This is a genomic window from Streptomyces sp. NBC_00271, from assembly GCF_036178845.1.
Taxonomy (GTDB): Bacteria; Actinomycetota; Actinomycetes; order Streptomycetales; family Streptomycetaceae; genus Streptomyces.
Genome location: NZ_CP108070.1, coordinates 2,634,443 through 2,660,505 on the forward strand (window position 1 = coordinate 2,634,443; position 26,063 = coordinate 2,660,505).

The 26,063-nt window shown below is 71.5% G+C and carries 26 protein-coding genes and 2 pseudogenes; 12 read left to right on the forward strand and 16 right to left on the reverse strand.

Going from position 1 to position 26,063, the window contains the following annotated elements; genetic code table 11:
* Positions 1-76: 76 nt before the first annotated feature.
* Together OG798_RS12435 and OG798_RS12440 are read right to left on the reverse strand one after the other, a co-directional pair.
* Complete coding sequence (locus tag OG798_RS12435; RefSeq protein WP_267061227.1) at positions 77-1,240, reverse strand: exonuclease SbcCD subunit D; 1,164 nt, start codon at positions 1,238-1,240, stop codon at positions 77-79.
* 69 nt (positions 1,241-1,309) lie between these two features.
* Complete coding sequence (locus OG798_RS12440) at positions 1,310-1,936, reverse strand: YigZ family protein (protein ID WP_095855953.1); 627 nt, start codon at positions 1,934-1,936, stop codon at positions 1,310-1,312.
* A 258-nt stretch (positions 1,937-2,194) separates the two neighbouring features.
* Here OG798_RS12440 and OG798_RS12445 point away from each other — a divergent pair, with 258 nt between their 5' ends.
* On the forward strand, positions 2,195-4,186 hold the full coding sequence (locus OG798_RS12445; RefSeq protein WP_179436652.1) for an amino acid transporter: 1,992 nt from the start codon (positions 2,195-2,197) through the stop codon (positions 4,184-4,186).
* 10 nt (positions 4,187-4,196) lie between these two features.
* On the opposite strand, the gene OG798_RS12450 is transcribed toward OG798_RS12445, so the two are convergent.
* Both OG798_RS12450 and OG798_RS12455 read right to left on the reverse strand, forming a co-directional pair.
* Positions 4,197-4,742: a SixA phosphatase family protein gene (locus tag OG798_RS12450; protein WP_097226494.1), complete on the reverse strand. Its 546-nt coding sequence runs from the start codon at positions 4,740-4,742 to the stop codon at positions 4,197-4,199.
* A complete protein-coding gene (locus OG798_RS12455; protein ID WP_095855951.1) occupies positions 4,739-5,419 on the reverse strand; it encodes a hypothetical protein in 681 nt (226 codons plus the stop codon). The genes OG798_RS12450 and OG798_RS12455 overlap by 4 nt, the downstream gene beginning before the upstream one ends.
* Before the next feature lie 269 nt (positions 5,420-5,688).
* On the opposite strand from OG798_RS12455, the pseudogene OG798_RS12460 reads away from it, so the two are divergent.
* A pseudogene (locus tag OG798_RS12460) lies at positions 5,689-6,280 on the forward strand (response regulator).
* A gap of 55 nt (positions 6,281-6,335) precedes the next feature.
* On the forward strand, positions 6,336-6,530 hold the full coding sequence (locus OG798_RS12465; protein ID WP_220788903.1) for an acyl-CoA dehydrogenase family protein: 195 nt from the start codon (positions 6,336-6,338) through the stop codon (positions 6,528-6,530).
* Positions 6,531-6,674: 144 nt separating this feature from the next.
* Here the strand turns inward: OG798_RS12465 and OG798_RS12470 are convergent, their stop codons facing one another.
* Both OG798_RS12470 and OG798_RS12475 read right to left on the reverse strand, forming a co-directional pair.
* Positions 6,675-7,193 (reverse strand): MarR family winged helix-turn-helix transcriptional regulator, encoded by a 519-nt coding sequence (locus OG798_RS12470; protein WP_121416811.1) that lies wholly within the window; start codon positions 7,191-7,193, stop codon positions 6,675-6,677.
* A gap of 84 nt (positions 7,194-7,277) precedes the next feature.
* Positions 7,278-7,943 (reverse strand): SDR family NAD(P)-dependent oxidoreductase, encoded by a 666-nt coding sequence (locus tag OG798_RS12475; protein ID WP_095858237.1) that lies wholly within the window; start codon positions 7,941-7,943, stop codon positions 7,278-7,280.
* Between the two features lie 376 nt (positions 7,944-8,319).
* Between OG798_RS12475 and OG798_RS12480 the strand changes: the two genes are divergently transcribed.
* Together OG798_RS12480 and OG798_RS12485 are read left to right on the forward strand one after the other, a co-directional pair.
* Entirely contained in the window at positions 8,320-8,727 is a 408-nt protein-coding gene (locus tag OG798_RS12480) for a CoA-binding protein (RefSeq protein WP_095855949.1), read from the forward strand.
* Between the two features lie 75 nt (positions 8,728-8,802).
* On the forward strand, positions 8,803-9,243 hold the full coding sequence (locus OG798_RS12485) for a GNAT family N-acetyltransferase (protein ID WP_095855948.1): 441 nt from the start codon (positions 8,803-8,805) through the stop codon (positions 9,241-9,243).
* A gap of 29 nt (positions 9,244-9,272) precedes the next feature.
* Here the strand turns inward: OG798_RS12485 and OG798_RS12490 are convergent, their stop codons facing one another.
* From OG798_RS12490 to OG798_RS56545, 3 genes are all read right to left on the reverse strand, one after another.
* Positions 9,273-10,121, reverse strand: a complete 849-nt coding sequence (locus tag OG798_RS12490; protein WP_328756982.1) for an alpha/beta fold hydrolase — start codon at positions 10,119-10,121, stop codon at positions 9,273-9,275.
* A 139-nt stretch (positions 10,122-10,260) separates the two neighbouring features.
* A complete protein-coding gene (katG, locus tag OG798_RS12495; protein ID WP_328756983.1) occupies positions 10,261-12,477 on the reverse strand; it encodes a catalase/peroxidase HPI in 2,217 nt (738 codons plus the stop codon).
* A 33-nt stretch (positions 12,478-12,510) separates the two neighbouring features.
* A complete protein-coding gene (locus OG798_RS56545; protein WP_373559012.1) occupies positions 12,511-12,720 on the reverse strand; it encodes a hypothetical protein in 210 nt (69 codons plus the stop codon).
* Between the two features lie 135 nt (positions 12,721-12,855).
* On the opposite strand from OG798_RS56545, the gene OG798_RS12505 reads away from it, so the two are divergent.
* The 4 genes and pseudogenes from OG798_RS12505 to ppk2 all read left to right on the forward strand — a co-directional run bounded on the left by OG798_RS12505 (position 12,856) and on the right by ppk2 (position 15,751).
* The gene (locus tag OG798_RS12505) at positions 12,856-13,272 is read left to right on the forward strand and encodes a Fur family transcriptional regulator (RefSeq protein WP_328760024.1); all 417 of its coding nucleotides are present in this window, start codon (positions 12,856-12,858) and stop codon (positions 13,270-13,272) included.
* A gap of 163 nt (positions 13,273-13,435) precedes the next feature.
* A pseudogene (locus OG798_RS12510) lies at positions 13,436-14,589 on the forward strand (inorganic phosphate transporter).
* 19 nt (positions 14,590-14,608) lie between these two features.
* Positions 14,609-14,845, forward strand: coding sequence for a hypothetical protein (locus OG798_RS12515; RefSeq protein ID WP_121416807.1), 237 nt, complete (start codon positions 14,609-14,611; stop codon positions 14,843-14,845).
* Positions 14,846-14,866: 21 nt separating this feature from the next.
* Positions 14,867-15,751 (forward strand): polyphosphate kinase 2, encoded by an 885-nt coding sequence (ppk2, locus tag OG798_RS12520; RefSeq protein WP_095855943.1) that lies wholly within the window; start codon positions 14,867-14,869, stop codon positions 15,749-15,751.
* Between the two features lie 16 nt (positions 15,752-15,767).
* Here ppk2 and OG798_RS12525 read toward each other — a convergent pair whose 3' ends face one another.
* Positions 15,768-16,127 (reverse strand): ArsR/SmtB family transcription factor, encoded by a 360-nt coding sequence (locus tag OG798_RS12525; protein ID WP_179436651.1) that lies wholly within the window; start codon positions 16,125-16,127, stop codon positions 15,768-15,770.
* A gap of 17 nt (positions 16,128-16,144) precedes the next feature.
* On the opposite strand from OG798_RS12525, the gene OG798_RS12530 reads away from it, so the two are divergent.
* Positions 16,145-17,356 (forward strand): cation diffusion facilitator family transporter, encoded by a 1,212-nt coding sequence (locus tag OG798_RS12530; protein WP_413253526.1) that lies wholly within the window; start codon positions 16,145-16,147, stop codon positions 17,354-17,356.
* 4 nt (positions 17,357-17,360) lie between these two features.
* Here the strand turns inward: OG798_RS12530 and OG798_RS12535 are convergent, their stop codons facing one another.
* Both OG798_RS12535 and OG798_RS12540 read right to left on the reverse strand, forming a co-directional pair.
* Complete coding sequence (locus OG798_RS12535; protein WP_054229044.1) at positions 17,361-17,918, reverse strand: YbaK/EbsC family protein; 558 nt, start codon at positions 17,916-17,918, stop codon at positions 17,361-17,363.
* 43 nt (positions 17,919-17,961) lie between these two features.
* The gene (locus tag OG798_RS12540) at positions 17,962-18,534 is read right to left on the reverse strand and encodes a helix-turn-helix domain-containing protein (RefSeq protein WP_267061232.1); all 573 of its coding nucleotides are present in this window, start codon (positions 18,532-18,534) and stop codon (positions 17,962-17,964) included.
* A gap of 107 nt (positions 18,535-18,641) precedes the next feature.
* On the opposite strand from OG798_RS12540, the gene OG798_RS12545 reads away from it, so the two are divergent.
* A complete protein-coding gene (locus tag OG798_RS12545; protein ID WP_095855941.1) occupies positions 18,642-19,508 on the forward strand; it encodes a DMT family transporter in 867 nt (288 codons plus the stop codon).
* A 16-nt stretch (positions 19,509-19,524) separates the two neighbouring features.
* Here the strand turns inward: OG798_RS12545 and OG798_RS12550 are convergent, their stop codons facing one another.
* Entirely contained in the window at positions 19,525-20,292 is a 768-nt protein-coding gene (locus OG798_RS12550; protein ID WP_067378965.1) for an acyltransferase, read from the reverse strand.
* A gap of 130 nt (positions 20,293-20,422) precedes the next feature.
* Between OG798_RS12550 and OG798_RS12555 the strand changes: the two genes are divergently transcribed.
* On the forward strand, positions 20,423-20,953 hold the full coding sequence (locus OG798_RS12555) for a gamma carbonic anhydrase family protein (RefSeq protein ID WP_095855939.1): 531 nt from the start codon (positions 20,423-20,425) through the stop codon (positions 20,951-20,953).
* A gap of 98 nt (positions 20,954-21,051) precedes the next feature.
* Here OG798_RS12555 and OG798_RS12560 read toward each other — a convergent pair whose 3' ends face one another.
* The 3 genes from OG798_RS12560 to OG798_RS12570 all read right to left on the reverse strand — a co-directional run bounded on the left by OG798_RS12560 (position 21,052) and on the right by OG798_RS12570 (position 25,852).
* Positions 21,052-21,702: a DedA family protein gene (locus OG798_RS12560; protein ID WP_095855938.1), complete on the reverse strand. Its 651-nt coding sequence runs from the start codon at positions 21,700-21,702 to the stop codon at positions 21,052-21,054.
* Between the two features lie 74 nt (positions 21,703-21,776).
* Positions 21,777-23,396 (reverse strand): carboxylesterase/lipase family protein, encoded by a 1,620-nt coding sequence (locus OG798_RS12565; protein ID WP_267061233.1) that lies wholly within the window; start codon positions 23,394-23,396, stop codon positions 21,777-21,779.
* Positions 23,393-25,852, reverse strand: a complete 2,460-nt coding sequence (locus OG798_RS12570) for a beta-glucosidase family protein (protein WP_121416805.1) — start codon at positions 25,850-25,852, stop codon at positions 23,393-23,395. The genes OG798_RS12565 and OG798_RS12570 overlap by 4 nt, the downstream gene beginning before the upstream one ends.
* Positions 25,853-26,063 lie beyond the last annotated feature (211 nt).

The window sequence follows — 26,063 nt, forward strand, 5'->3', positions numbered from 1 at the left end:
GCCTCCTTCGGGTCCAGCGGGTCCTGCGGGTCCTGCGCGTCTCGCGGCGCGTCTCGTGTGTCGTGCGGACGTGGGGTCACCGGGCGACCTCCCGGGCGGACTCGTCGGCGCGGACGTCGTCGAACGCGTCCCTCAGTACGGCCTGTTCGTCGGCGTCGGGGCCCGCGCCGCGCACATGGGCCACGAAGTCCTCCGCGATCTCCTGCTCGCTGCGGCCCGCGAGCCGCCGGGCGTAGGAGACGTCCGGGTCCTCGGGGGCCCGCTCCGGTTCGAAGACGAGGCTGAGCGTGTGCGGGAAGCGCTCGGTCAGCCGGGCCATGGGCTCGGCGGGGCGGACCGGGTCGGTGAGGGTCGCCTCGACCCACGCCTCCTCGTGGCGCGCGAGCCGTGGATCGGCGAGCAGGTCTTCCAGGTGCCCCCGGACCCGGGCGAGCTTCCGGGGAACGGGACAGTCGACCCGCTCCGCGCCCACGAATCCCTCCGGCCCCAGGTCCACCAGCCACATGCTCTTGCGGTGGTCGACCTCCGAGAAGGAGTACGGCAGCGGGGAGCCGGAGTAGCGCACGCGCTCGGTGATGGTCTGGCTGCCGTGCAGGTGGCCCAGTGCGGTGTAGTCGACGCCGTCGAAGACCCCGGCGGGTACGGCGGCCACCCCGCCCACGGTGATGTCCCGCTCGCTGTCGCTGGCCGCCCCGCCGGTGACGAAGGCGTGGGCGAGGACCACGGAGCGGGTGCCCGGCGCGCGCGTGGCGAGGTCGGCACGGACCCGGTGCATGGCGGCGGCGAGGACGGCCTCGTGCCCCGCCTTCTCGACACCGAACTCGGTCTTGACCAGGGCCGGTTCGAGATAGGGCAGTCCGTAGAAGGCCACGTCGCCGTGGTCGTCGGCGAGCAGCACCGGGGTGCCGCACGTGGAGGGCTCGGTCCGCAGGTGGATGCCCGCGCGGCCGATGAGCCCGGCGCCGACGCCGAGCCGGCGCGCCGAGTCGTGGTTCCCGGAGATCATGACCGTGGGCACTGCGAGGTCGGCGAGCCGGTGCAGCGCGTCGTCGAAGAGTTCGACGGCGGCCAGCGGCGGCACCGCCCGGTCGTACACGTCCCCGGACACGACCACCGCGTCGACGTCGTACTCACGCACGGTCGCGACGAGGTGACCGATGAACCCGGCCTGGGCATCGAGCATGTTCACCCGGTGGAAGGCCCGGCCGAGATGCCAGTCGGACGTGTGCAGAATCCTCATGATCCCCGAGACTAACGGGCGGGTCGGACATCACGGGCGGCTACTCCCGTATCGGTCCGCGCCGCCCGCCTATGCGTCCCCGTACGCCTCTCCACCCAGTTCGAACCCGGCCGTCCCGGCCGTCGCATCGGCGAGCCACGCCCGGAAGGGCTCGACGTCGGTGTCCGGCAGCCCGATCTCGATCGTGACGGCCTCGCCGTACCGGACGTCTCGGACCTCGCGCCCGGTGGACCGCAGGTCGTTCTGTATCTTGCCGGCGCGCTGGTGGTCGACCGTGACCGTGGCCAGCCGGAAGCGTTTGCGCGTGAGTGTGCCGAGGGCGTCCAGTGCCTCGCCGACCGAGCCTCCGTACGCCCTGATCAGTCCGCCCGCGCCGAGCTTGACCCCGCCGTAGTAGCGGGTGACGACGGCGACGACGTACCGCATGTCGCGGCGCAGCAGCATCTGGAGCATGGGGACGCCCGCGGTGCCGCCGGGTTCGCCGTCGTCGCTCGCCTTCTGGACGGCGGCGTCGGCTCCGATGACGTACGCGAAGCAGTTGTGCGTGGCGTCGGCGTGCTCCTTGCGGACGCCCGCGATGAACTCCTGGGCCTCCTGCTCGGTGGCCGCCGGGGCGAGAGCGCACAGGAAGCGGGAGCGGTTGACCTCGGTCTCGTGCACGCCCGCGTGGGCCACTGTGCGGTACTCGTCCTGCATCACGCCAGCGTATGCGCTTCCCGCGCGAGTCCGGCACGGCCTCGCACGCGCGCGTGCGGCACGCTCCACGGATCTCGGCGGCGCGGCGAGAGGGGCGCGGATCGCCCGCGCGGCGGTCGCAACACGTTCGACCCGTCTCGGCAGGGCCCCTCCGGGCGTCCGGACCCGGCTCGGGTGCGCGGGGTGAGGTGGTGGATACTCGCTCCTCGTTGCCCGAAGCCGGATCGCCGGCCCGACCGATCGCAGGGAGATCGCAGCATGACCGGCACCCAGGTGGACAGTTCGGACTCCGCGGAGCCCCTCGAACAGGAGCCCTCCGCAGCCGCGCCGCGCTGGCGGGCGTGGCTTCTGGAGGGGCTCAGCGAGCAGTCGGCCAAGCACCCCGGCCCGCACGCCACCCCGGACGCCGAGCACCAGGGCCACAAATGGTGGCGGGTGATGTGCCTCACCGGCGTCGACTACTTCTCCACGCTGGGCTACCAGCCGGGTATCGCGGCCCTCGCCGCCGGACTGCTCTCCCCGCTCGCGACCCTCGTCCTGATCGCGCTCACCCTGCTCGGCGCACTGCCGGTCTACCGTCGCGTCGCCAAGGAGAGCCCGCACGGCGAGGGTTCGATCGCGATGCTGGAGCGGCTGCTGCCCTGGTGGGCCGGGAAGATCTTCGTCCTGGTGCTGCTCGGCTTCGCGGCCACCGACTTCCTGATCACGATCACCCTGTCCGGAGCGGACGCCTCCGCACACGTCGTGGAGAATCCTTTCGCTCCGCACTGGATGCACGGCGGTAACACCTGGATCACCCTCCTTCTCATAGCCGCGCTGGGCGCGGTCTTCCTGAAGGGCTTCAAGGAGGCCATCGGGATCGCGGTGGCGCTCGTGGCCACCTATCTCACCCTCAATGTCGTCGTGCTGGCCGTCTCCGCCTGGCAGGTGCTCAGCCACCCGGTCAAGATCGGCGACTGGACCGACGCGATGACGGCCGAACACTCCTCGCCGCTCGCCATGGTCGGCGTGGCGCTCCTCGTCTTCCCGAAGCTGGCGCTCGGCATGTCCGGCTTCGAGACGGGCGTGGCGGTGATGCCCCAGGTCGAGGGCGACCCGACGGACACGTACGAGAAGCCGACGGGCCGGATCCGCGAGACCCGCAGGCTGCTCACCACGGCCGCCGTCATCATGAGCGGCTTTCTGCTGCTGTCCAGCCTGGCGACGACGATCCTGATCCCGCAGGACGAGTTCAAGAGCGGCGGCTCGGCGAACGGCCGTGCCCTCGCCTACCTGGCCCACCAGCACCTGGGCGAGGCGTTCGGCACGGTCTACGACCTCTCGACCATCGCGATCCTCTGGTTCGCGGGTGCCTCCGCGCTCGCCGGTCTCCTCAACCTCGTCCCGCGCTATCTGCCGCGCTACGGCATGGCCCCCGAGTGGACGCGCGCCGTCCGTCCCCTCGTGCTCGTCTTCATGGCGGCCGCGGTCCTCATCACGCTGTGGTTCAACGCGAACGTCGACGACCAGAGCGGCGCGTACGCGACGGGTGTGCTGGTCCTGATGCTCTCCGCGTCCTTCGCCTCCGCGGTCGCCGTGCACCAGCGGGGCCACCGCGCCGCCGCGATCGGCTTCGGCGCGATCACCGCGGTCTTCGGCTACACCCTGGTCACCAACGTCATCGAACGCCCCGACGGCATCAAGATCGCGATGATCTTCATCCTGGCGATCCTGATCACCTCGTTCGCCTCGCGGGTGCGCCGCGCCTTCGAACTGCGCGCCGCCGAGGTCACGTTCGACGAGGCCGCGGCCCGTTTCGTCGACGAGGCCGCGGCGAGCGGACCGCTGCGGCTGATCGCGAACGAGCCGCACGAGCACAGCACCCGGGAGTACCGCGCCAAGGAGTACAGCCAGCGCGAGCAGACGCACATCCCGGACGGCCGTCCCGTGCTGTTCCTGGAGGTGTTCGTGACCGACTCCTCGGACTTCACCGCCGACCTGACCGTGCACGGCGACGAGAAGCACGGGGTGCGCAGGCTCCGCGTCGAGGGCGCGACCGTGCCCAACACCATCGCGGCCGTCATGATGCGGCTGCGCGACCGCACCGGCCAGGTCCCGCACGCCTACTTCAACTGGACCGAGGGCAACCCCCTCAGCCACCTGGTCCGCTTCCTCGTCTTCGGCGACGGCGAGGTCGCCCCGGTCACCCGCGAAGTGCTCCGGCGCGCCGAGCCTGACCCCGAGCGCAGGCCCCGGATCCACGTGGGCTAGCCCTTCCTCCTCAGTCCTCCTTCATGCCCCGCGGCACGGTCATCCCCGTCAGCAGCGCCGTGCCCGGGGCGAGCGCGTCCCAGGAGTCACCGTGCCAGGCGAGGACGGCCGTCGCGGAGGTCGGGAACTTCGTCCGTACGTCGTCCAGCGCGTCGTCGAGGCTGTCCCCGGCCAGTTCGAGTACGAGTTCCTCCACCCCGGGGTTGTGCCCGATCAGCAGCAACGTCCTGATCTGGTCGGGGACTTCGTGCAGGGCCGCCAGCAACTCCGGTACCTCGGCGCCGTACAGCCGCCGGTCGAACCGTACGGGCGGCGCAGTGCCCCACTGCCGCGCCGCCAACTCCCAGGTCTGGCGGGCGCGTACGGCGGTGGAGCACAGGGCGAGGTCCGGCAGACAGTCCGACTCGGCGAGGGCGCGTCCGGCGGCCGGGGCGTCGCGGCGGCCGCGCGGGGCGAGGGGCCGCTCGTGGTCGGCGACTCCCGTGGGCCATGCCGACTTGGCGTGCCGCAGGACGACGAGTCTGCGCAGCGGGCTCGCTCCGGCGCGCGCGATCACCGCTGCGCCCCGATGTCACGGGTGAGTTCGAGCCCGAGGAGACGGTCGGCGTAGGCGTACGTCTCGAAGCGGGCGCCCTCCGGCACGTCGTCCGCGTGCTCGACGCGACTCAGCACCTCGAGTACGGCGGGTACGTCGAGGTCGTCCTCCCACGCTGCGCGCAGTTCCTGGCGTACGCGCTCGGGGACGGGCTTGGACGGCCGGGTGGCCCAGGTGGCGACGGACTTGCGCCAGCGCGCGAGCGTCTCGCGGGCGCCGTCGAGGTCGGCGGTGGCGAGGTCGACGGGCTGTCGGCGCGGGGCCGCGAGCAGGACCATCCTCAGCAGCGCCGGGTCGGCCGTGCCGTGCACCGGGGCGACCTCGATGCGGATGCCCTCCACGGTGGTGGCGTCGGGCGCGAGCACATGCAGGGCCGGGCCCGCACCACTCCGGTCGCCCTCGGCCCGGCGGATGCCGAGCGCGTCGGCGCGCGCCCGGAGCTCCGGGGGCGGGTCGGCCACCGTGACGACGGGGGTCCCACCGAGTTCCAGGGTCCTGGCGAGCACGTCGGCGACCAGCAGCACCCGTAGTGCGGACGGATCGTCCCGCTCCACGTGCGCCTCGACGCGGGTCAGGCTCCGGCGGGCAGGGACGGCATCGATGGGCTCGCCCGTTCGGGCGTCGGTGATACGCAGCACGGAGCGAGCCTAGGCGGGCGGGAGCCCGGGCGCAGGGAGGTCGGACCCATTCCGGACACGCGGGCCTCCCCGGCCGTCCCGCGTACGAGAGGTGGGTGGTTCCACCCCGGGGTGTAGCCCACTGCACCAGGGGTTCGGGAGATCGCTCTCTCGTGGGCGCGGCCGGGGGCCGGGAGGGTTGATCCCGACGGACAACAGCCCGTCGACCTCGTAGATCCCCCCTCCGCACCTCCCCACCCTTCTTTGGCCCGGAAGAGGACCTCGCCCCCATGACCATCCGTGTCCTGCTCGCCGACGACCAAGCCCTGCTGCGGGCGACGTTCCGCATCCTGATCGACTCCTGCTCCGACATGGAAGTGGTCGACGAGGCCGCCGACGGCCGGGCAGCGGTCTCACTCGCGCATGCCCACCGCCCCGACGTCGTCCTCATGGACATCCGAATGACGGGGGCCGACGGGCTCACCGCCACCGCCAGCATCCGCGCCGACCCCGACCTCTCCACCACCCGCGTCCTCATCCTCACGACGTTCGAGACCGACGAGGACGTGGCCCGGTCCCTGCGCGCCGGAGCCAGCGGCTTCCTCGGCAAGGACGTCACCGCGGACGAACTCCTGAACGGCATCCGCACCGTGGCAGCGGGCGACGCGCTCCTCTCCCCCCGGGCCACGCACACCCTGGTCACCCGCTTCCTCGCCTCCGCCGCACCCAGCGCCCAGCCGGCGCTTCCCGGACAGCCGCCCGCTGACCGTCCGCACCCACGTGCACCGCGCCATGACCAAACTCCACGCCCGCGACCGGGCCCAACTGGTCGTCATCGCCTACCAGTGCGGACTCGTACAGGTCTCACGGCCCCCGGAGTGAGCGAGCCCGGCCCGCGCGTCGACCCCCAGGCCACAGCGCCCCACCATGAGCGAGAATGCCGTATGCCAGAATTGGAGAATGTTACTCCCCCGAGGGCGTACTGACCCCGGACGCGGCCGGCGCCCCCGCGGGCGGCAGGTTCGAGGAGGGCTTCCGGGCGGCGGTGGTCGGCACCATCTACGGCGGGGCCAGCGAGATCCTCCGGGAGATCATCGCGGAGCGCCACCTCAGGTTGCCCAGGAACCGCTGACGGTACGGGGCCCTGCGGGGCGGCGGAGATCGACGTACGGCACGACGTACGGCAGGCACCCCCGGCCGGCGGCGCCGAGGCTCGACCGGACCTCGGCGCCGCCACGTCGGACCCAGGTGCGCCCGCACGACACCGGCCCCGGTGTCAAGCCTCGCGAGGAACCTCGGGCAGCAGGTCGATCTCGTCCTCCGCGTGTGCGAAGAAGTCGTCGGCCAGTCGATGGCACAGCGTGGCGAGCTGCTCCAGGTCTCCCGGTGACCAGTCCGCCAACGCGACCGACATGCCTCGGCAGCTCGCCTCCCGCACGCGGTCGACCGCGTCCCGGCCGGCCGGCGTGAGTTCGATGCGCTGGGCCCGGCGGTCGTTGGGGTCCGGGACGCGCGTCAGATAGCCGGTCTTCTCCAGCTGCTGCACCTGCCGGGTCACGTGGGACGCCTCGACGGACAGCAGGTTCGCCAGCTCACTGGGCCGCAGCGAGCCGGAGTCGGCGACCTGTCGCAGCAGCGCCACGGCGGCCCGGTCCAGCGCCAGCCCGGCCAGCACCATGAGGCGTTCATGCTGACGAACCCTGCTGGTCAGATACGAGATACGGGTGAGCGCACGCTCGATCTCAGCCACATCCGTCAACGCGGGATCGGCTGGTGTGGGCGGTGGTGTCGACATGGGACGACCCTAACGTCTACTTGCATAAGTTAAGCAATATCGAGTGCGGCCGAAAGGTCGCGAGGGCTGCTCGGGCCCCGTCCCTCAGGAGTCGAGGTCGTCGGCGAAGTGCCGGTAGCCGTGCCGGTCCCGATGGATGTTCCAGATGGTCTCCGCGAGCGCGGCGGGGTCCTTCCTGGGGTGTCCGGGGCTGATCGCGCCGGGGATGACGAGTTGCGCGACGTGGATGCCCTCGTCGGCGAGCGCGCCGTGCAACAGGTGGCCGTAGGCGCTCTCGGCGGCGAAGGCGAGGGAGGTGCCGGCCCGGTCGGGGTGGGGTACCGCGGCGGTGCCGCCGTTGACGAAGAGGATGGTGCCGCGGCCGAGGGCGCGCATACCGGGCAACACCTGGTGCACGGCGGCGACGGGTCCGTACACCGAGAACTCGATCGGTCCCACGAGGTCGGCGGGCGTGGTTTCCAGGACCGGCCGCATGAACTCCCGTTGCGGGACCGGGCTGTACTGCATGACCTCGATGGGTCCCAGGGTCGCGGTCGCCGCGTCCAGCGCCGCTTCGAGGGCCTTCGGGTCGCGTACGTCGGCCGCGAAACCGCGCGCCGTCAGGCCCTCGCCCACCAACTCGGCGGAGAGGGTCTGCGCCCGGTCCGTGGTGCGGGTGATGAGGGCGACGTCGAACCCCTCGCGGCCGAACCGCCGTGCGACGGCGACTCCGAGGCCGGGTCCGGCTCCGATGATGGCGATGGTGGTCATGGTCTTCCTTGGGGCCTCGGTGGTGGGGCAGCCTACGAGGGGCAGCATGCCCCCGGAGGGCCCCCGCCGCTCGTCGCGCACGGCGGCACCCCGCCAGTGGCTGCCGCCTCCCGGCGCGGAAAGGCCGGCCACCTGCGCCGGGGCGATCCCGGCCCGCTCGGCGATCTCGCGGACCCGGCCGACGATGGTGAGTCGTACGGGAAGGTCATGCCCATGCACCTCAGGCCGATCACACCGACCTCGGGTCCTCCGGGGTGTGACAGGGACCCACGCCCAGGGGAATCACCGTGTGCCTCATGCTGTTCTCCGGCTGAGCCCGCATGCCACGGCACGCGGGCCCATGACCGTCCTTGACACCAGACACAGGAGGCCGACCGTGTACGGCGACCCGGCAACGATCCGCAAGATCCTCACCGAACTCGGCGACACCTGGGCGATCGTGGGCCTCTCGTCCAACGAGCGGCGCGCGGCGTACGGAGTCGCCGACGTTCTCCAGCGTTACGGCAAGCGGATCGTCCCCGTGCACCCGAAGGCGGAGACCGTTCACGGCGAGAAGGGCTACCCGTCGCTGGACGCGATCCCGTTCGACGTCGATGTCGTCGACGTCTTCGTCAACAGCGACCTCGCGGGGCCCGTGGCCGACGAAGCCGCCGCCGCCGGTGCCAAGGCCGTCTGGTTCCAGCTCGGAGTCGTCGACGAGGGCGCGTACGGCCGTACCCGCGCCGCCGGACTCGACATGGTCATGGACCGCTGCCCCGCCATCGAGATCCCGCGCCTCGGCTGAGCGGCGTCCGCACGGCAAGCCGGTTCGGGGCAAACCCGGTTGACGGCCGGTGGTGGGGATCGGTTTGCTGCTCCGGTGTCCACACTCACCTTTCAGCAGTCGGACGACGAGGCCGGTCTCAAGGACTGGCAGTACGTCCACAATGTCATCGTGCCACCCGCCGCCCTGTCGCTCGACGAGGTCCGTGAGCGGGCCGGGCGCAACCACCTGGAGGTCGCGTATCTCGGCGACGTCCTGGTGGGCTGCTCGACCGTGCGTCCGCCCAAGGACGGCGGCTCGACGGCCACGGTGATCGCCCGGATCCTGCCCGGACACCGTCGGCAGGGGTTCGGTGAGGAGCTCTACGAGCGCGGGCTGGAGCAGGCGCGGGCGCTGGGCGCGGACGTGATCGAGACGGTCGTACTGGCGTCCAACGAGGACGGGCTGCGGTTCGCCGTGCAGCGCGGGTTCGTCGAGATCGAGCGGTACGTGTTGCCGGGCGAAACGGCCGAGTGGGTCGACCTGCGGCTGGCCTGAGCCCGGCAGGCCCCGGTCAGCACGCCCGGTCACCGCGCCCGGTCGAGGAACGCCGTCACCGTTTCCGTGAAGCGCCGGGGGTCGTCGAGCCACGGGTGGTGGCCGGCCCCCGGCTGGACGATCAGCTCCCCCTCGGGGAACAGCCCCGCCACGGTGGCGGCCACGCGCGGCAGTGGGCCACTGTCGAGTTCGCCCGCGAGCAGCAGGACCCGCGCGTCCAGCGTGGCGACGGCTGCGCGGGCCACGGAGGGTTCGAAGGCACCGGGGGACGCGTACAGGTCCGCGGCCTCCTCGTTGGTCTGTTCGACCTCGGTCGCGGCGTGCGCCTGCGCGGTCGCGTCCCAGCGGCCGTAGAAGAACGGGGCGACGGCGTCCCAGTCGGCATCGGCCGTCGAGCCCGCCCAGATCCGTTCGTAGGCGTCGTACGCAGTCACGAACCACGGCTCGGCCCCGCGCCGCGCGGCCGCCTCCCTGCGGTGCTCCTCGGTGAAGTCGATACCGAGGGCCCGGGCGCGCCCGGTGACCGAGGTGAGGGTGCGGATGCGGTCCGGATACCGGGCCGCATAGAGAAGCGCGAGATCACCGGCCGCCGAGTGGGCGAGGAGATCCACCCGCTCCCACCCGAGGTGCGCCCGGAAGGCCTCGACGTCGTCCACCTGCCGGTCGCAGCGGTACGTCGCCGGGTCGGCCGGGACGGCGGAGTCACCGGTCCCCCGCAGATCCAGCAGGAACAGCCGACGGTGCCGCGACAGCCCGCCCAGATCGCCGAGATAGGCGGAGGCACGCATGGGCCCACCGGGCAGACACAGCAGCGGCTCTCCCTGGCCCATGACGTGGTAGGCCAGTTCGGTCCCGTCGGGGGCGGAGAAGATCGGCATTCCGACATCCTCATGACGACGGGACGCTCGGGGCAAGCGTTTTTACGCGGTGCCGGGGAACGTCACCGCACCAAAAAAACGTCCAGGCCGGCCGCTACGGGCCGACCTGGACGTCCTGACCTGGATGATCAGACGAGCATCAGACGAGGTCGAACCGGTCGAGGTTCATGACCTTGCCCCACGCCGCGACGAAGTCCTTCACGAACTTCGCCTTGGCGTCGTCGCCCGCGTAGACCTCGGCGAGCGCGCGCAGCTCGGAGTTCGAGCCGAAGACGAGGTCGGCACGGGTGCCGGTCCACTTGACCTCGCCGGTGGCGTCGTCGCGGGCCTCGAAGGTGGTCGCGTCCTCGGAGGTCGGCGTCCACGTCGTGCCCAGGTCGAGCAGGTTGACGAAGAAGTCGTTGGTGAGCGTTCCGGGGGTCGCGGTGAGGACACCGTGCGCCGACTGCTGGTGGTTGGCGCCCAGGACGCGCAGGCCACCGACGAGGACCGTCAGCTCGGGAGCGCTCAGGGTCAGCAGGTTCGCGCGGTCCAGCAGCAGGTACTCGGCCGGGAGGCGGTTGCCCTTGCCGAGGTAGTTGCGGAACCCGTCGGCGGTCGGCTCCAGCGCGGCGAAGGACTCCGCGTCGGTGTGCTCGTCCGTCGCGTCGACGCGGCCCGGGGTGAAGGACACCTCGACGTCGTGACCGGCGTCCTTGGCGGCCTTCTCGACGGCGGCGCTGCCGCCGAGCACGATCAGGTCGGCCAGGGAGACCTTCTTGGCACCGGTGTTGAACTCCCGCTGGATGCCCTCCAGCGTGCGCAGCACCACCGCGAGCTGGTCGGGGTCGTTGGCCTGCCAGCCGCGCTGCGGCTCCAGGCGGATGCGCGCGCCGTTGGCGCCGCCGCGCTTGTCGCTGCCGCGGAACGTCGAGGCCGACGCCCAGGCGGTGGAGACCAGCTGCGGGACGGTCAGGCCCGAGTCGAGGATCTTCGCCTTGAGGGCGGTGACGTCGTCGGCGCCGATGGCCTCGCCCTCCGCCTCCGGCAGCGGGTCCTGCCAGAGCAGGGTCTCCGCCGGGACCTCCGGGCCGAGGTAGAGCGACTTCGGGCCCATGCCACGGTGGGTCAGCTTGTACCAGGCACGGGCGAAGGCGTCCGCGAACTCCGCGGGGTTCTCGTGGAAGCGGCGGGAGATCGGCTCGTAGATCGGGTCGACGCGCAGCGAGAGGTCGGTGGTGAGCATCGTGGGCAGACGCTTCTTCGACGGGTCGTGCGCGTCGGGAACGGTCGCCTCGGCGTCCTTCGCCACCCACTGGTTGGCGCCGGCGGGGCTCTGGGTCAGCTCCCACTCGTAGCCGAAGAGGTTGTCGAAGAAGCCGTTGCTCCACTGGGTGGGCGTGGTGGTCCAGGTGACCTCAAGGCCGGAGGTGATGGCGTCCGCGCCCTTGCCGGTGCCGTACGTGCTCTTCCAGCCCAGGCCCTGTGCCTCGATCGGGGCGGCCTCGGGGTCGGCGCCGACGCTCTCCGCCGGGCCCGCGCCGTGGGTCTTGCCGAAGGTGTGACCGCCCGCGATGAGGGCGACCGTCTCCTCGTCGTTCATCGCCATGCGGCGGAACGTCTCACGGATGTCGCGGGCCGCCGCGATCGGGTCCGGGTTGCCGTTGGGGCCCTCGGGGTTGACGTAGATGAGGCCCATCTGGACGGCGCCGAGCGGGCTCTCCAGCTCGCGGTCGCCGGTGTAGCGCTGGTCGTCGAGCCAGGTGGTCTCGGGGCCCCAGTACACGTCCTCCTCGGACTCCCAGACGTCCGCGCGGCCGCCGGCGAAGCCGAAGGTCTCGAAGCCCATCTGCTCCAGGGCCACGTTGCCGGTGAGGATCATGAGGTCGGCCCAGGAGAGGCTCTGGCCGTACTTCTTCTTCACCGGCCACAGCAGGCGGCGGGCCTTGTCGAGGTTGCCGTTGTCCGGCCAGCTGTTGAGGGGCGCGAAGCGCTGCTGGCCGGCGCCGGCGCCGCCGCGGCCGTCGCTGATGCGGTAGGTGCCCGCGCTGTGCCAGGCCATCCGAATCATGAACGGGCCGTAGTTGCCGAAGTCGGCCGGCCACCAGTCCTGCGAGGTGGTCAGCACCTCGGCGATGTCCTGCTTCACGGCAGCGAGGTCGAGGGTCTTGAACGCCTCGGCGTAGTCGAACTCCTCACCGAGGGGGTTCGCCACGGCGGGGTTCTTGGCAAGGATCTTCAGGTTGAGCCGCTCCGGCCACCACTGGCGGTTTCCGCCGCCCTGGGTCGGATGCGCGGCGCGCCCGTGCGCGACGGGGCAGCCACCTGCGCCCTCCGACTTCGCATCGGTGACGATTGCATCATGGTTCTCGGACATGGGAATCCTTCCGGACGGGGCGGATCACTGTGCTCAGGAACTGCGGGCGGTGGAACAGTCGGTCGAAACAGTCGAAACAGCCGGGGCGCTGCCCCTGGGGACGTCGTCGACGACACCGTACGACCGGCACATGACGTAGTGGTGGCAGTCGCCGACGCGTCGCTCGAACCGGGTCGGGCTGCCGGGCTCCGGGATGCGCTCGCGACCGAAGTGGGCGAGCTCCACCCGTCTTCTGATCGTCACGTGCCTTTCCCTGCTGTTGTCCGGTCCCTTGGCTGTCGCCAGAACCGATCCTACGATGGACTCAGTCCAAGTCAATACGAGAACCAGACCCGTACGGATTCATTCGTCGGACGATGCATGATGAGGCTGGTGAGCATGAGTGACCTGCTCGAACGACTTCGCGGACGCGGCTGGCGGATGACCGCCCAGCGCCGGGTGGTCGCCGAGGTACTCGACGGCGAGCACGTGCACCTCACCGCGGACGAGGTGCTCGCACGCGCCACCACCCGGTTGCCGGAGATCTCCCGCGCGACCGTCTACAACACCCTCGGCGAGCTCGTTTCGCTCGGCGAGGTGATCGAGGTGGCCACCGACGGCCGCGCCAAGCGCTACGACCCGAACGCCCACCACCCCCATCAGCACCTGGTGTGCTCGGGCTGCGGCGCCGTCCGGGACGTCCACCCCAACGGCGACCCCTTGTCCGATCTGCCCGCCTCCGAGCGGTTCGGCTTCACCGTCTCCGATGTCGAGGTGACCTACCGGGGCCTGTGCCCCGACTGCCGGCGCACATAGGACAGGTATCGCGCAAGCAACGAGTTTCAGCCACCGCACACCGACCGGCTCTTGAGCCAACCGCGTCCAGGCCCGATCCCCCGTACTGTCACCTTCACTCCGGCTCACACCGCCTTCGCCTCCGGTTCGCCCGGCGTACGCCTGCGCTCGCTTCCATGAGGAGATGGACCACATCACGTTCCTCGTGGCGGTCGTCATCGTCACGGCGTTGGCCTTCGATTTCACCAACGGATTCCACGACACGGCGAACGCGATGGCCACGTCCATCGCCACCGGGGCCCTCAAGCCGAGAACAGCGGTCCTCATCAGCGGCGTCCTGAACATCGGCGGAGCATTCCTGTCCACCGAGGTCGCAAAGACCATCTCGGGCGGCATCGTGGACGACACCCTGGTCACCCCAGGGATGATCTTCGCGGGCCTGGTCGGGGCGATTCTCTGGAATCTGCTGACCTGGCTGCTCGGGCTGCCCTCCAGTTCCTCGCACGCCCTGTTCGGCGGACTGATCGGGGCGGTGTGGGTCGGCGCGGGCGAGCACGGCGTGCACTTCGACAAGGTGGTCGAGAAGGTGCTGATCCCGGCCGTGGCCTCGCCGATCGTGGCGGGCGTGGCCGCGCTGCTGGCCACCTACCTCGCGTACAAGATCACCGCAGAGCCCGCCAGGACTCGGTGACCAAGGGCTTCCGGCTCGGCCAGATCGCCTCGGCCTCGCTCGTCTCCCTGGCGCACGGCACGAACGACGCCCAGAAGACGATGGGCGTCATCACGCTGACGCTGATCTCGGCGGGGGCGCTGGGGCACGACGCCGGTCCCCCGGTGTGGGTGATCGCGACCGCCGGTCTCGCCATCGGACTGGGCACCTACCTCGGCGGCTGGCGGATCATCCGCACGATGGGCAAGGGGCTCACCGACATCCAGTCGCCCCAGGGCTTCGCGGCCGAGGCCGCCGCCACCACCGTGATCCTCACCTCCGCCCACCTGGGTTTCGCGCTCTCCACCACACAGGTCTGCTCCGGCGGCATCCTCGGCGCCGGTCTGGGCAGGCGACTGGCCGAGGTCCGCTGGGGCACCGCGGGCCGCATGGTGATCGCCTGGCTGGTCACGCTGCCCGCCGCCGCGCTGGTCGGCGGGGTCTCGGCGAGCGTGGTGAAACACGGCGGCACCTTCGGCACCGTGGTGATCGCCCTGTGCGCCGCCGCGGTCGCCGCGTTCATCGTGCTCACCTCGCGCCGCAACCCGGTGCGCGCGGACAACGTGAACGACGCCCACCAGGTCACCGTCCGTGCCGCTGCGCCGACGACCGTCGGCACCGTCGCCTGAGCCAAGGGGAAGTCGTACGATGCATGTGGACTGGACCGCACTCGGTGAGGTCACCGCGGTGAGCATCGCCGTCAGTGTAGGAGTGGTGGTCGTCTTCGCGCTCGGCGTGCTGGGCGTCTCCCAGGTCGAGGCGGCACGCGAGAAGGACGCCGACGGCACCCACGCCCTCGGCTTCGCACAGGCCGGACTGTGTTTCCTGGCCTGCGCGGCGGTCGTCGCGTACGGAATTTACCTGATCGTGCCGCAGTTCCACTGAAATGAAGCCGGGGAGGCCGCTATGACACCATTGCTGACGGGTCTGACCGTCGATTACAGCGACCACGACGACCCGGTACTGATCCGGTCGGACGGCAGTCCGGTGGAGACCTGGCGCGAGAACTACCCGTACCACGAGCGCATGGAGCGCAAGGAGTACGAGTGGCACAAACGCCTCCAGCAGATAGAACTGCTGAAGCTGCAGAGTTGGATCAAGGCGACCGGCCGCCGCCTGGTCATCGTCTTCGAGGGGCGTGACGCGGCCGGCAAGGGCGGCACGATCAAGCGGTTCACCGAGCATCTCAATCCGCGCGGCGCCCGGGTGGTGGCGCTGGAGAAGCCGACCGAGCGCGAGCGCGGCCAGTGGTACTTCCAGCGGTACGCGGAGCACCTGCCGACCGCGGGCGAGATCGTGATGTTCGACCGGTCCTGGTACAACCGGGCCGGCGTCGAGCGGGTGATGGGCTTCTGCACGGACGACGAGTACCACCGCTTCATGCGGCAGGCGCCCGCCTTCGAACGGATGCTCGTCGACGACGGGGTGGACCTGATCAAGTTCTGGTTCTCCGTGTCGCAGGGCGAGCAGCGCACCCGTTTCACGATCCGCCAGGTCGATCCCGTACGACAGTGGAAGCTCAGCCCCATGGACCTGGCCTCCTTGGACCGCTGGGACGACTACACCGCCGCCAAGGTCTCCATGTTCCGCGAGACGGACACCGAACAGGCCCCCTGGACCGTGGTGAAGAGCAACGACAAGAAGCGGGCGCGCGTCGAGGCGATGCGCAGCGTCCTGGCCCGCTTCTCCTACACGGACAAGGACGAGGAGGTCGTCGGCAGCCCGGACCCGAGCATCGTGGGCGCGGCGGCGAACCTGCTGGAGGCGGGCGAGGACGACACCGGCCACTGAGCGCGGCGGAGTTCCCTCAGTCGTGCGGCGGGCGGTCGGTGAGGCGGTGGTCGGCGAGGTTCAGCGCCTCGTCGACGACTCGGCGCAGATGGCCGTCACCGAGTGAGTAGACGACCCGGCGGCCTTCCTTCCGGGTGTTCACCAGACCGGCGAGACGCAGCCGGGCCAGATGCTGGCTGACGGCCGGGCGCGCGGCCCCGCACGCCTCGGTGAGCGTCGTGACATCGGCCTCTTGGCCGGTCAGCGCGTGCAGGAGGGCGAGCCGGGTGCGGTCGCCCAGGAGGGCGAGGAGTTCGGCGGCGAGCGCGAACTGTTCCTCGCCGGGGGTTCGCGGATGCGCATCATGCGCAGGTGATAGGTGCATGCGTGCGCTCATACGCACATAATGGTCCCATGGGCGCCGACACGTCCACTCCCGCGCACCGGAAGGGGACCCCCGTGAGCGACCGGCACCACGACCACGGCCACGACGACAGCGGCGGTCACGGCCACTCCCACGATCACGGCACGCCCCCCGGCCATGACCACGGTCACGGCCACAGCCACGGCCGCTTGGGGCACGACCACCCGCAGCCCCCTCCCCCTCCGCATCCCCACGCCCACCCCCACAGCACCTCGTCCGGGCTCCTCTCCCGTCTCCGTCACCTCCTCACTCCCCACTCCCACGAGACCGGCGACAAGCTCGACTCCGCGCTGGAGTCCTCGGCGCGCGGTATGCGAGCCCTGTGGGTGTCCCTCGTCGTCCTCGGTACCACCGCCGTGGCGCAGGCGGTCGTGGTCGTGATCTCCGGATCGGTCGCGCTGCTCGGCGACACGGTGCACAACGCCGCCGACGCGCTCACGGCCGTCCCCCTCGGCATCGCGTTCGTGCTGGGCCGACGCGCGGCGACGCGTCGCTTCACCTACGGCTACGGCCGGGCGGAGGACCTCGCGGGCATCGTGATCGTGCTGACGATCGCCGCGTCCGGTGCCTTCGCGGCCTGGACCGCGGTCGAGCGGCTGGTCGACCCGCGCCCCCTGCACCACATCCCGGTCGTCGCGGCGGCCGCGCTGATCGGCTTCTTCGGCAACGAGTGGGTCGCCCGGCACCGCATCCGGGTCGGGCGTGAGATCGGCTCGGCCGCCCTCGTCGCGGACGGCCTCCATGCCCGTACGGACGGATTCACGTCACTGGCGGTGCTGGTGGGGGCGGGCGGCGCGGCACTGGGGTGGCAACTCGCCGACCCGCTGGTGGGCCTGGCGATCACGGCCGGGATCCTGCTGGTGCTGCGCGACGCCGCCCGCGAGGTCTTCCGGCGTGTGATGGACGCCGTGGACCCGGAGTTGGTCGACTCGGCCGAACGGGCCCTGCGGGAGATCCCCGGCGTGCACGGGGTGGGTGAGCTGCGGCTGCGCTGGATCGGACACCGGCTGCGCGCCGAGGTGGCGGTCGTGGTGGACGGCGAGGCGAGTGTGCGACAGGCGCACCGGATCGCCGTCGAGGCCGAACACGCCCTGCTGCACGCCGTACCGAAGCTCACCGCGGCCCTCGTACACGCCGATCCGGCCCCCGCGCCGGGCGAGACGGACCCGCACCTGGCGCTGGCGCATCACATGGTCGCCTGACCGGTCAGGCGATGCCCAGCCCCTCCAGCACCACCGCGTTCGGCAGTTCGGCGAACGCCTTGCCGGGTACCAGCAGCTTCCCGCGCCGCCGGCCACTGCCCACCAGGACGTACGGCAGCTCGACGACCGCCGAGTCCACCAGCACCGGCCAGTCGCCCGGCAGCCCGATCGGGGTGATACCGCCGTACTCCATGCCGCTCTCGCCGGTGGCGGTGTCCATCGGGGCGAACGAGGCCTTGCGGGCGCCGAGTTGGCGGCGGACGACGCCGTTGACGTCGACGCGGGTGGCGGAGAGGACCACGCAGGCGGCGAGCGTGGTCTCACCGCCGCGCTTGCCCGCGACGACCACGCAGTTGGCGGACTGGTCCAGCAGCTCCTTGCCGTAGTGCTCGACGAAGGTCGCGGTGTCGGCCCACTCGGGGTCCGTGTCGACGTACACGATCTGGTCGGCGGGGACGGTGCCGCGCCAGTGGCGTACACCGTCCGCGACCGGGCGGGTGAGCTCGTCGAGGCAGTCGGGGGCGGCCGTGGCGTGGTCGAAGTGTCCGATGGGAGCGCGCATGACGGCACGCTAACAGCCGCTCCGGTCCGCCCGGTGGGGTGTCTCAGTGCACGAGCGGCACCGACACCGCCATGACCATCTCCACCGGCACGTCGCCCTTGTTGGCGTATGTATGGGGGGTGTTGGCCTCGAAGGACACGCTCGCGCCCTCGGGGACGCGGTAGTCGGTCCCGTCGACGACGAGAGTGAGGTCGCCCGCAATGACGTGGACGAGTTCGACCGTCCCCGTGGGGTGCGGGTCGGAGGGGCTGCCGTCGCCCGGCATGAGCCGCCAGTCCCACATCTCCAGCGGTCCGGGCGCCTCGGTACCGGCGAGGAGGCGGTTGTAGCTGCCCGCGTCCGTGTGCCACAGCCGTACGGCCTGCTCGGCCGGGACGATCCGGACCTTGGGGCCCTGCTCGTAGTCGAGGAGGGTCGTGATGCTGACGCCGAGCGCGTCACCGATCTTCACGACGGTACCGATGCTGGGGTTGGTCCTGGCCTGCTCGATCTGGATGAGCATGCCGCGGCTGACTCCGGCGCGGCCGGCGAGCACGTCCAGGGTGAAGCCGCGCTCGGTGCGCCAGCGCTTGACGTTGCGCGCCAGCGACTGGGTCAGCAGGTCGAGATCCGACACATTCCGTCCATGAGTCTGCGTCCAATATTTTAGATTACAGAGTTCAATAGAATGAACTATGCTGTGGTGCACCTGATCGTTCACTGAACTGTACTGCGAGGGGCCCGATGACGGCACAGACAGCGCTCTTCGCCCTGGCCACCAGCCTCCTGTGGGGCCTGGCCGACTTCGGCGGAGGGCTGCTGACCCGGCGTACGCCCGCGCTCACCGTGGTCGTCGTCTCGCAGTCGATCGCGGCTGCGGTCCTGGGCGCGATCGTGGTCGCGACCGGCGGCTGGAGCGCGGCGGGACCGCAGCTGTGGTTCGCCTTCGCCGCGGGACTCGTGGGACCGGTCGCGCTGCTCTCCTTCTACAAGGCGCTCGCCCTGGGCCCGATGGGCGTCGTCTCCCCACTCGGCTCCCTGGCCGTGGCCGTCCCCATCACCGTGGGACTCTTCCTCGGCGAGCGCCCCGGGCTGACGCAGGTGGCGGGCATCGTGGTCGCCGTCGTGGGCGTCGTACTCGCCGGCGGGCCCCAGTGGAGAGGCGCCCCCGTGCAGCGGCAGGCGGTCCTCCTCACTCTGATCGCCGCGCTCGGCTTCGGCACGGTGTTCGTGCTGATCGCGGAGGCGTCCTCGTCGGTGACCGGGCTGTTCCTCGCGCTGTTCGTGCAGCGCCTGACCAACGTCGCCACCGGTGGCGCGGCGCTCCTCGTCTCCGTGCGGCGCGGCGCCGCCGCCCTTCCCGAGGGTGGTTTCCCCTGGCGCTCCCTGCCCGCGCTCGCCTTCGTGGGCCTCGCGGACGTCGCGGCGAACGGCACGTACTCCGTCGCCGCCCAGCACGGCCCGGTCACGGTGGCAGCCGTCCTCGCCTCGCTCTATCCGGTGGTCACGGCCCTCGCCGCACGGGGCTTCCTCAGCGAACGGCTGCGCGGAATCCAGGCCGCGGGCGCGGGCCTGGCGCTGGTCGGCACGGTGCTGCTGGCCACCGGCTGACCCCTGCCGATCGGCCTCAGGACGACTCGGCGTCCAGCTCCGCCAGCCGCTCCACGGTCTCCTCGTCCAGCTCCGACAGCGCGAGCAGTTGCTCCGGGGTCACCCCGTCGGGAATCGGGACCGGCGCGGGCGTCCGCAGCGGCGGCTGCCAGCCGTCGACCGCGTCCCAGCGCCGTACGACCCGGGCCGGAGCCCCCGCCACGACCGAGTGGTCCGGCACCGCGCCGCGCACCACCGCGCCGGCCGCCACCACGACGTTCCGCCCGATCCGCGCCCCCGGCAGGATCACCGCCCCGGTGCCGATCCAGCAGCCGGATCCGATCTCCACCGGCTCCATCCGGGGCCACTGCTTGCCGATGGGCACGTGCGGATCGTCGTACGAGTGGTTCGTGGACGTCACGTACACATACGGGCCGAAGTAGCAGTCGCTGCCGATCGTGACCGTCGTGTCGGCGATGACATGGCTGCCGCGGCCGAGCACGACACCGTCGCCGACACGCAGGATCGGGTCGGCGCCGAGGTCGAGGTCGGGCATCAGACCGGCGGTGAGGGTGACCTGTTCGCCGACGATGCAGTGGGCGCCGAGGTGGATCCAGGGTTCGCCGAAGACGGTGCCGAGCGGGAAGGCGAGTCTGGTACCCGTTCCCATCGCGCCGAAGCGCAGCCGCCCCGGGTGCTCGGCCGTCACCGAACCCGTGCGCTGCACCCAGGCCCAGCACGCGTGGACGGCGCGCTGCGCGAGGCGGCGCCGCCATGATGAGAACACGTTCCTGTTGCTGGGCACCCGCTCACCGTACTCAGGGCGGCCTGGGCCCAGCAGGGATCACCGCTGTGATCTTCGCCCCACCGGGGCCGGGAGCGATGGCATACGGTGCCGCTGTACCACCGCCGCCGACGACAACGAGGAGACGCTGATGACGCAGCAGGCGCTGATCATGGGGATCGGCGGCAAGGACCCGCAGGTGGACCCGGATGCGTTCACGGCACCGATGTCCGTGGTGATCGGGGACGTCACCCTGCACGCGGGCGCGAGCGTCTGGTACGGCGCGGTACTGCGCGCCGACTTCGGTCCGATCGTCATCGGCGCCGACAGCAACATCCAGGACAACTGCACCCTTCACGTCGACCCCGGCTTCCCGATCACGGTCGGCGAGCGCGTCTCGGTCGGCCACAACGCCGTACTGCACGGCGCGACGGTCGAGGACGACTGCCTGATCGGCATGGGCGCCACGGTCCTCAACGGCGCGGTGATCGGCGCCGGTTCCCTGGTGGCGGCCCAGGCCCTGGTCCCCCAGGGGATGCAGGTCCCGCCGGGCTCCCTGGTGGCCGGAGTCCCCGCCAAGGTGAAGCGCCCGCTGACGGAGGAGGAACGCCAGGGCCTCACCCTGAACGGCACCTTCTACGTGGACCTGGCAAAGACGCACAAGGAAGCACACGGGAGCTGAAGCGCCCCTTCAGGGGCGCGCGGCTGAGTTCACCATGCGGCGGAGCCGCGTGGGCGCGCCCAGCCACGTACAGCCTGCAGACACACGACGACGGGAACCTACTCGGCAGCCGCCACCGGCTCCCGCTCCCCCGTCTCGATCTCCGCCGCCGCCTTCTTCGCCTTGCGCTTCACGATCAGCATCGAGGCAAGCCCGATGAGCACGGCCACCACGAGCCCGACCCACGAGAAGCGCTTCAGCCAGGACTCGGCGACGACACCCACGTAGTAGATGACCGCGGTGGTGCCCCCGGCCCAGATGATCCCGCCCAGCACATTGGCGATCAGGAACTTCCAGTACGGCATCTTCAGCACACCCGCGAGCGGCCCGGCGAAGATCCGCAGCAGCGCGATGAACCGGCCGAAGAAGACGGCCCACATGCCCCACTTCTGGAAGGACCGCTCGGCGGTCGCGACGTGCCCCTCGCTGAAGTGCCTGGGGAACTTCGCTCCCAGCCAGGCCAACAGGGGGCGCCCGCCCTTGCGGCCGATGGCGTAGCCGATGGAGTCTCCGACGATCGCGCCGATGCTGGCGCACGCGCCGAGGATGACGGGGTTGATGCCCGAGTGCTGGGAGGACAGCAGCGCCGCCGAGACCAGGATGATCTCACCGGGCAACGGGATGCCCAGGCTCTCCAGGCCGATGACCAGGGCCACCAGCGCATAGATGCTGACCGCGGGTACCGTCTCGAGCCAATGCTGGACGTCCAACGCCGGTTCCTCCCGAATCGCACACTTCCCGGCGTGCGCCCGCGACGACGGGCACACGCCGGGAAGCCTACCGCTCAGCCTCGCGCGGCGGCGTCCCACAGGTCGCACCGATGCTCCCGGTGGACGGTCGTGCTCACGATGTTCCCGCCTCGCGAGGCGGTCCGCAGCGAGAGCACAGGACCGGCTCCGCCGGGCATCGCGGGCTGCCCGTCGGCACGCGGCACCCCGCCCCTGACGAACGACCCCCAATACTGGATCATCTGCCGCGACAGCACGCGCTGCTCCGCGTTCAGCGGGGTGGTGAGCCCGAAGTGCTTGAAGAGGTACTGCACCTCGTTCACATGGGTCGCACCGAAGTCGAAGCCCGTGTGGAGATCGCGCAGCGAGGCGAACGGCGGCGAGGTGCGGTCGGCGAACTCGTACGCGTACACGGGCCCGCGTCCGGCGAGCACCCCGTCGAGCCGCAGCGCCGGACACGCCATGAGGTAGTCACCGAAGGCGGTGGCGTAGGCGAGGGTCGGCGACGCGTAGCCGTCGAGCGGATAGCGCTCGAGCACCCGCTCGCCCAGTTCGGCGCCCCAGGCGTCCTTCACGACCGCCGGGTACCGCTCGGCGGTGAGCGGGGTGCCGGCGTTGTCGAACCGGGCGAACGCGAACAGCCGCCCCTCGTCCTCGTTCGCCCCGTTCAGCACGGGGACCCGGGCCGCGACCCCCTTCGCATACGCCTCGAAGGGCTGTACCGGCAGGAAGGCGCCGCCCACGACGGGCCCCCAGTCGAATCCGCCCTGCGCGGCGAGGATCTCCGCGGACGACTTGCCGCGCAGACACGCCGCCGACAGATCGGCGCAGCCCGCCTTCCGCGCGAAGGCCGCGCCGGCGGCCACGGCCGCCTCGTGGGTGCGCGCCGCGCAGTTCCCGTACGCGCCGCTCTCGACGATCCCCGCCCGGTACAGGCCCTTCGAGGTCGGCGAGGCCAGCTGGGTGCAGACCGAGCGGCCGCCCGCCGACTCGCCCGCGACGGTGACGCGGCCGGGATCACCGCCGAAGCGGCCGATGTCGGCGCGTACCCAGCGCAGTGCGGCCTGTTGGTCGAGCATGCCGAAGTTGCCCGAGACCCCGTCGCGGGCCTCGCCGTCGAGTCCGGCCGTGGCGAGGAATCCCATGGCGCCGAGGCGGTAGTTGACGGTCACGACGACCGTTCCGGTCTGCCGGGCGAAGGTGTCGGGCACGATGTCCTCGCCCGCGCCCGCGGTGAGCCCGCCGCCGTGCAGCCAGACCATCACCGGCCGGCTTCCGGCGCCTTCGGGGACGTACACGTTGAGGTCGAGGCAGTCCTCGGTGTGGCTGGGCCGCTCGTAGCCGGGGTCCCAACTGGCCGTCTGCACACACCGGTTGCCGAAGTCCCGCGCGGTGCGCACACCGCGCCAGGGTGCGACCGGCTCCGGGTCCTTCCAGCGGAGAGCGCCGACGGGCGGCTGTGCGTACGGGATGCCGAGGAACTGGCGTCCCTCGGCGGTGACTTCGCCCCGGACCAGCCCGGCGGCGGTACGCACGACGGTCGGGTCCTGCGCGGCGTGCGCCGGGGCCGGGGCGGCAAGGGCCGGTGCCGGGGCGGCGAGCGCGGCGGCGAAGACCGTCACCCCCACCACCAGCGTGCGCAGGCGGCCGGATCGGACGATCTGCCCCCTGTTCACGCGCCCACCTCCACGCTGCCGCGCAGCCGCAGGTCCCGCGACGACGAGCCCACCCACACCGCGCGCCGCCCGGTGCCGAGGACCCAGTCGTGCCGCCCCGCGTCCCAGGACGACAGCGTGCGCGGGTCGAGGCGCACCGTCACCCGTCGCCGCTCCCCCGCCCGCAGCGTCAGCCGCCGGTACCCGGCCAGCACCCGTACGGCCTGGTCGAGCCGGAGATCAGGGGACGGCCCCAGGTAGACCTGCGCCACCTCGACACCGTCGCGCCGCCCGGTGTTGCGCACGGTGAAGCCGACCTCTCTCCCCCGGACCCGCAGATCCTCGTACGCGAACGAGGTGTACGAGAGTCCGTGCCCGAAGGGGAACAGCGGGGGCACGCCCTGCGCGTCATACCAGCGGTAGCCGACGTGGATCCCCTCCGAGTACTCCTCGGTGCCGTTCACGCCGGGATAGCGGCGCGGGTCGCCTGCGACCGGGTGGTGGGCGTCGTCGACCGCGAAGGACTGGGTGAGCCGGCCGCCGGGATCGCAGTCGCCGAACAGGACGGCGGCGGTGGCGGCCGCGCCCTCCTGGCCCGGGTAGTACATCTGGAGCACGGCGGCCGTGCCGTCCAGCCAGGGCATCGAGGTCGAGGAGGAGGTGTTGAGGACGACGGCCGTCCGGGGGTTGGCCGCGGCGACGGCCTTGATCAGCCGCTCCTGGTTGCCGGGCAGCGCGAGGGTGCCGCGGTCCAGGCCCTCGGTGGCGTCCTCGTAGGCGAAGAGGACGACGCTGTGGGCGGCGCGCGCGGCGTCGACCGCCTCGGCGACGTCCTGCGCTCGGGTCGCGCCGGTGATGCGCCGCAGCCGGAACAGCTGTCCCGTGTCGGCGCCCTGGGCGGTGATGGAGACCTGGTGCGCGCCCCGGGAGAGGTTCAGGGCCTTGCGGCGTACGGCGAGTCCGTCGGGCGCCGCGGAGACCAGACCGCCGCTGAAGTACTCGCCGTAGCCGGGCAGCGGCGGGAAGAGCTCGACCCCGTCGACGAGCACCGTGGGCCGGATGCCGGAGTAGTGGATGACGAAGGTCCACTCGTCGGCGTCCGCGACGGTGAGCGTCCCCGTGTACGTCCAGGCCCCTCCGGCGGCGACACGCTGGCCCTCGGTGTCGATGCCGGCGGTCAGCGCCCCGTCGGGGATCGCCTTGCCGAAGAGGTCCTCACCGAGCGCGTACGACACCCGGGCGCCGCCTCCCGCGCGGGAGCGGATGGCGTCGAGCGGGCTGTCGGCGTGGTCCGGGACGACGTGCGCGCTGCCGCCGCCGCTGATGAACGGCAGGGAGCCGGTGGGGCCGACGACGGCGATGCTGCGGGCGGCGGCGCCGGTCAGGGGCAGTGCGTGTCGCTTGTTGCGCAGGAGCGTCGCGCCCGCCTTGGCGACCTCCAGGGCGACGGCCGCGCCCGCCTTCGGGTCGCGGGCGGGACGGGGCGGCACGCTGCCGTCGAGCAGTCCGAAGTGGTCCATCACCGCGAGGACGCGGCGTACGGCCCGGTCGACGTAGGACTCGGCCACGGCTCCGCTCCGCACGGCCGTCTTCAGGGCGGCCCCGAAGTACGTCCCGTCCGGCATCTCCATGTCGAGGCCCGCGGTGAGGGCGGTGACGGTGCTGTGGGCCGCGAACCAGTCGGTCATCACCCAGCCGCCGAAGCCCCACCGCTCGCGCAGGATGTCGGTGAGGAGCGTCTTGTTCTCGCAGGCGAAGGTGCCGTTGACCTTGTTGTACGCGCCCATGACCGCGCCGGTGCGGGCGGCGACGGCCGCCTCGAAGCCGCGCAGTTCGACCTCGTGCATGGTCTGCTCGTCGACCCGCACGTCGATGGAATTGCGGTCCTGCTCCTGGTTGTTCAGCGCGAAGTGCTTGACGGTCGCGATGAGGCCCTCGCCCTGGATGCCGCGGATCTCGGCCGCGACCAGGTCGCCGGCGAGCAGCGGGTCCTCGCTGAATGTCTCGAAGTTGCGGCCCGCGTACGGGGTGCGGATGAGGTTGACCATCGGGGAGAGCAGCACGTCCTGGCCGAGGGCACGGCCCTCGCGCCCGATGACCTGCCCGTAGCGGCGGGCCAGGCCGGGGTCGAAGGCGGAGGCGAGAAGCACCGGGGCGGGCAGGGCGGTGGCGTGCCGGGTGACACGGACTCCGGCGGGGCCGTCGGCGAGGCGGAGCGGGGGGATACCGAGGCGGGGTACTCCGGGTATGTACCCGGCCTGGCCGAGCGAGGCGGGGTCGGTGGCGCCGTGCAGCAGGGAGATCTTCTCGTCAAGAGTGAGTTTGACTATCAGACCCTCTACGCGAGGGCCGGCGCCGGATCTGGACTCCGCCCGGGCGAGCGGAACGGGGCCGGTGGCGGTGGTGGCCGCCGCGGCGACCGCGATGGCGCCGCCCAGCAGACGCAGGGTCGAACGCCGGGAAAAGGTGTGGGACATGAGCCGTCACTCCTTCGGTGCGCGGGCACGTCGTCGTGAACCGCGGGTACGCGCGCCGACGACAACGGCCGCGTTCGGCCCTTGAACACACCAGGCATCAGGCCGGACGTGACACGCCGTCACACAGCACGGGTACGGCGCGAAAGCTATGACCGCCGGTGACTCGTGTCAATGAAATGAACAAGAACCGCCGACACCCCGACAACAACCG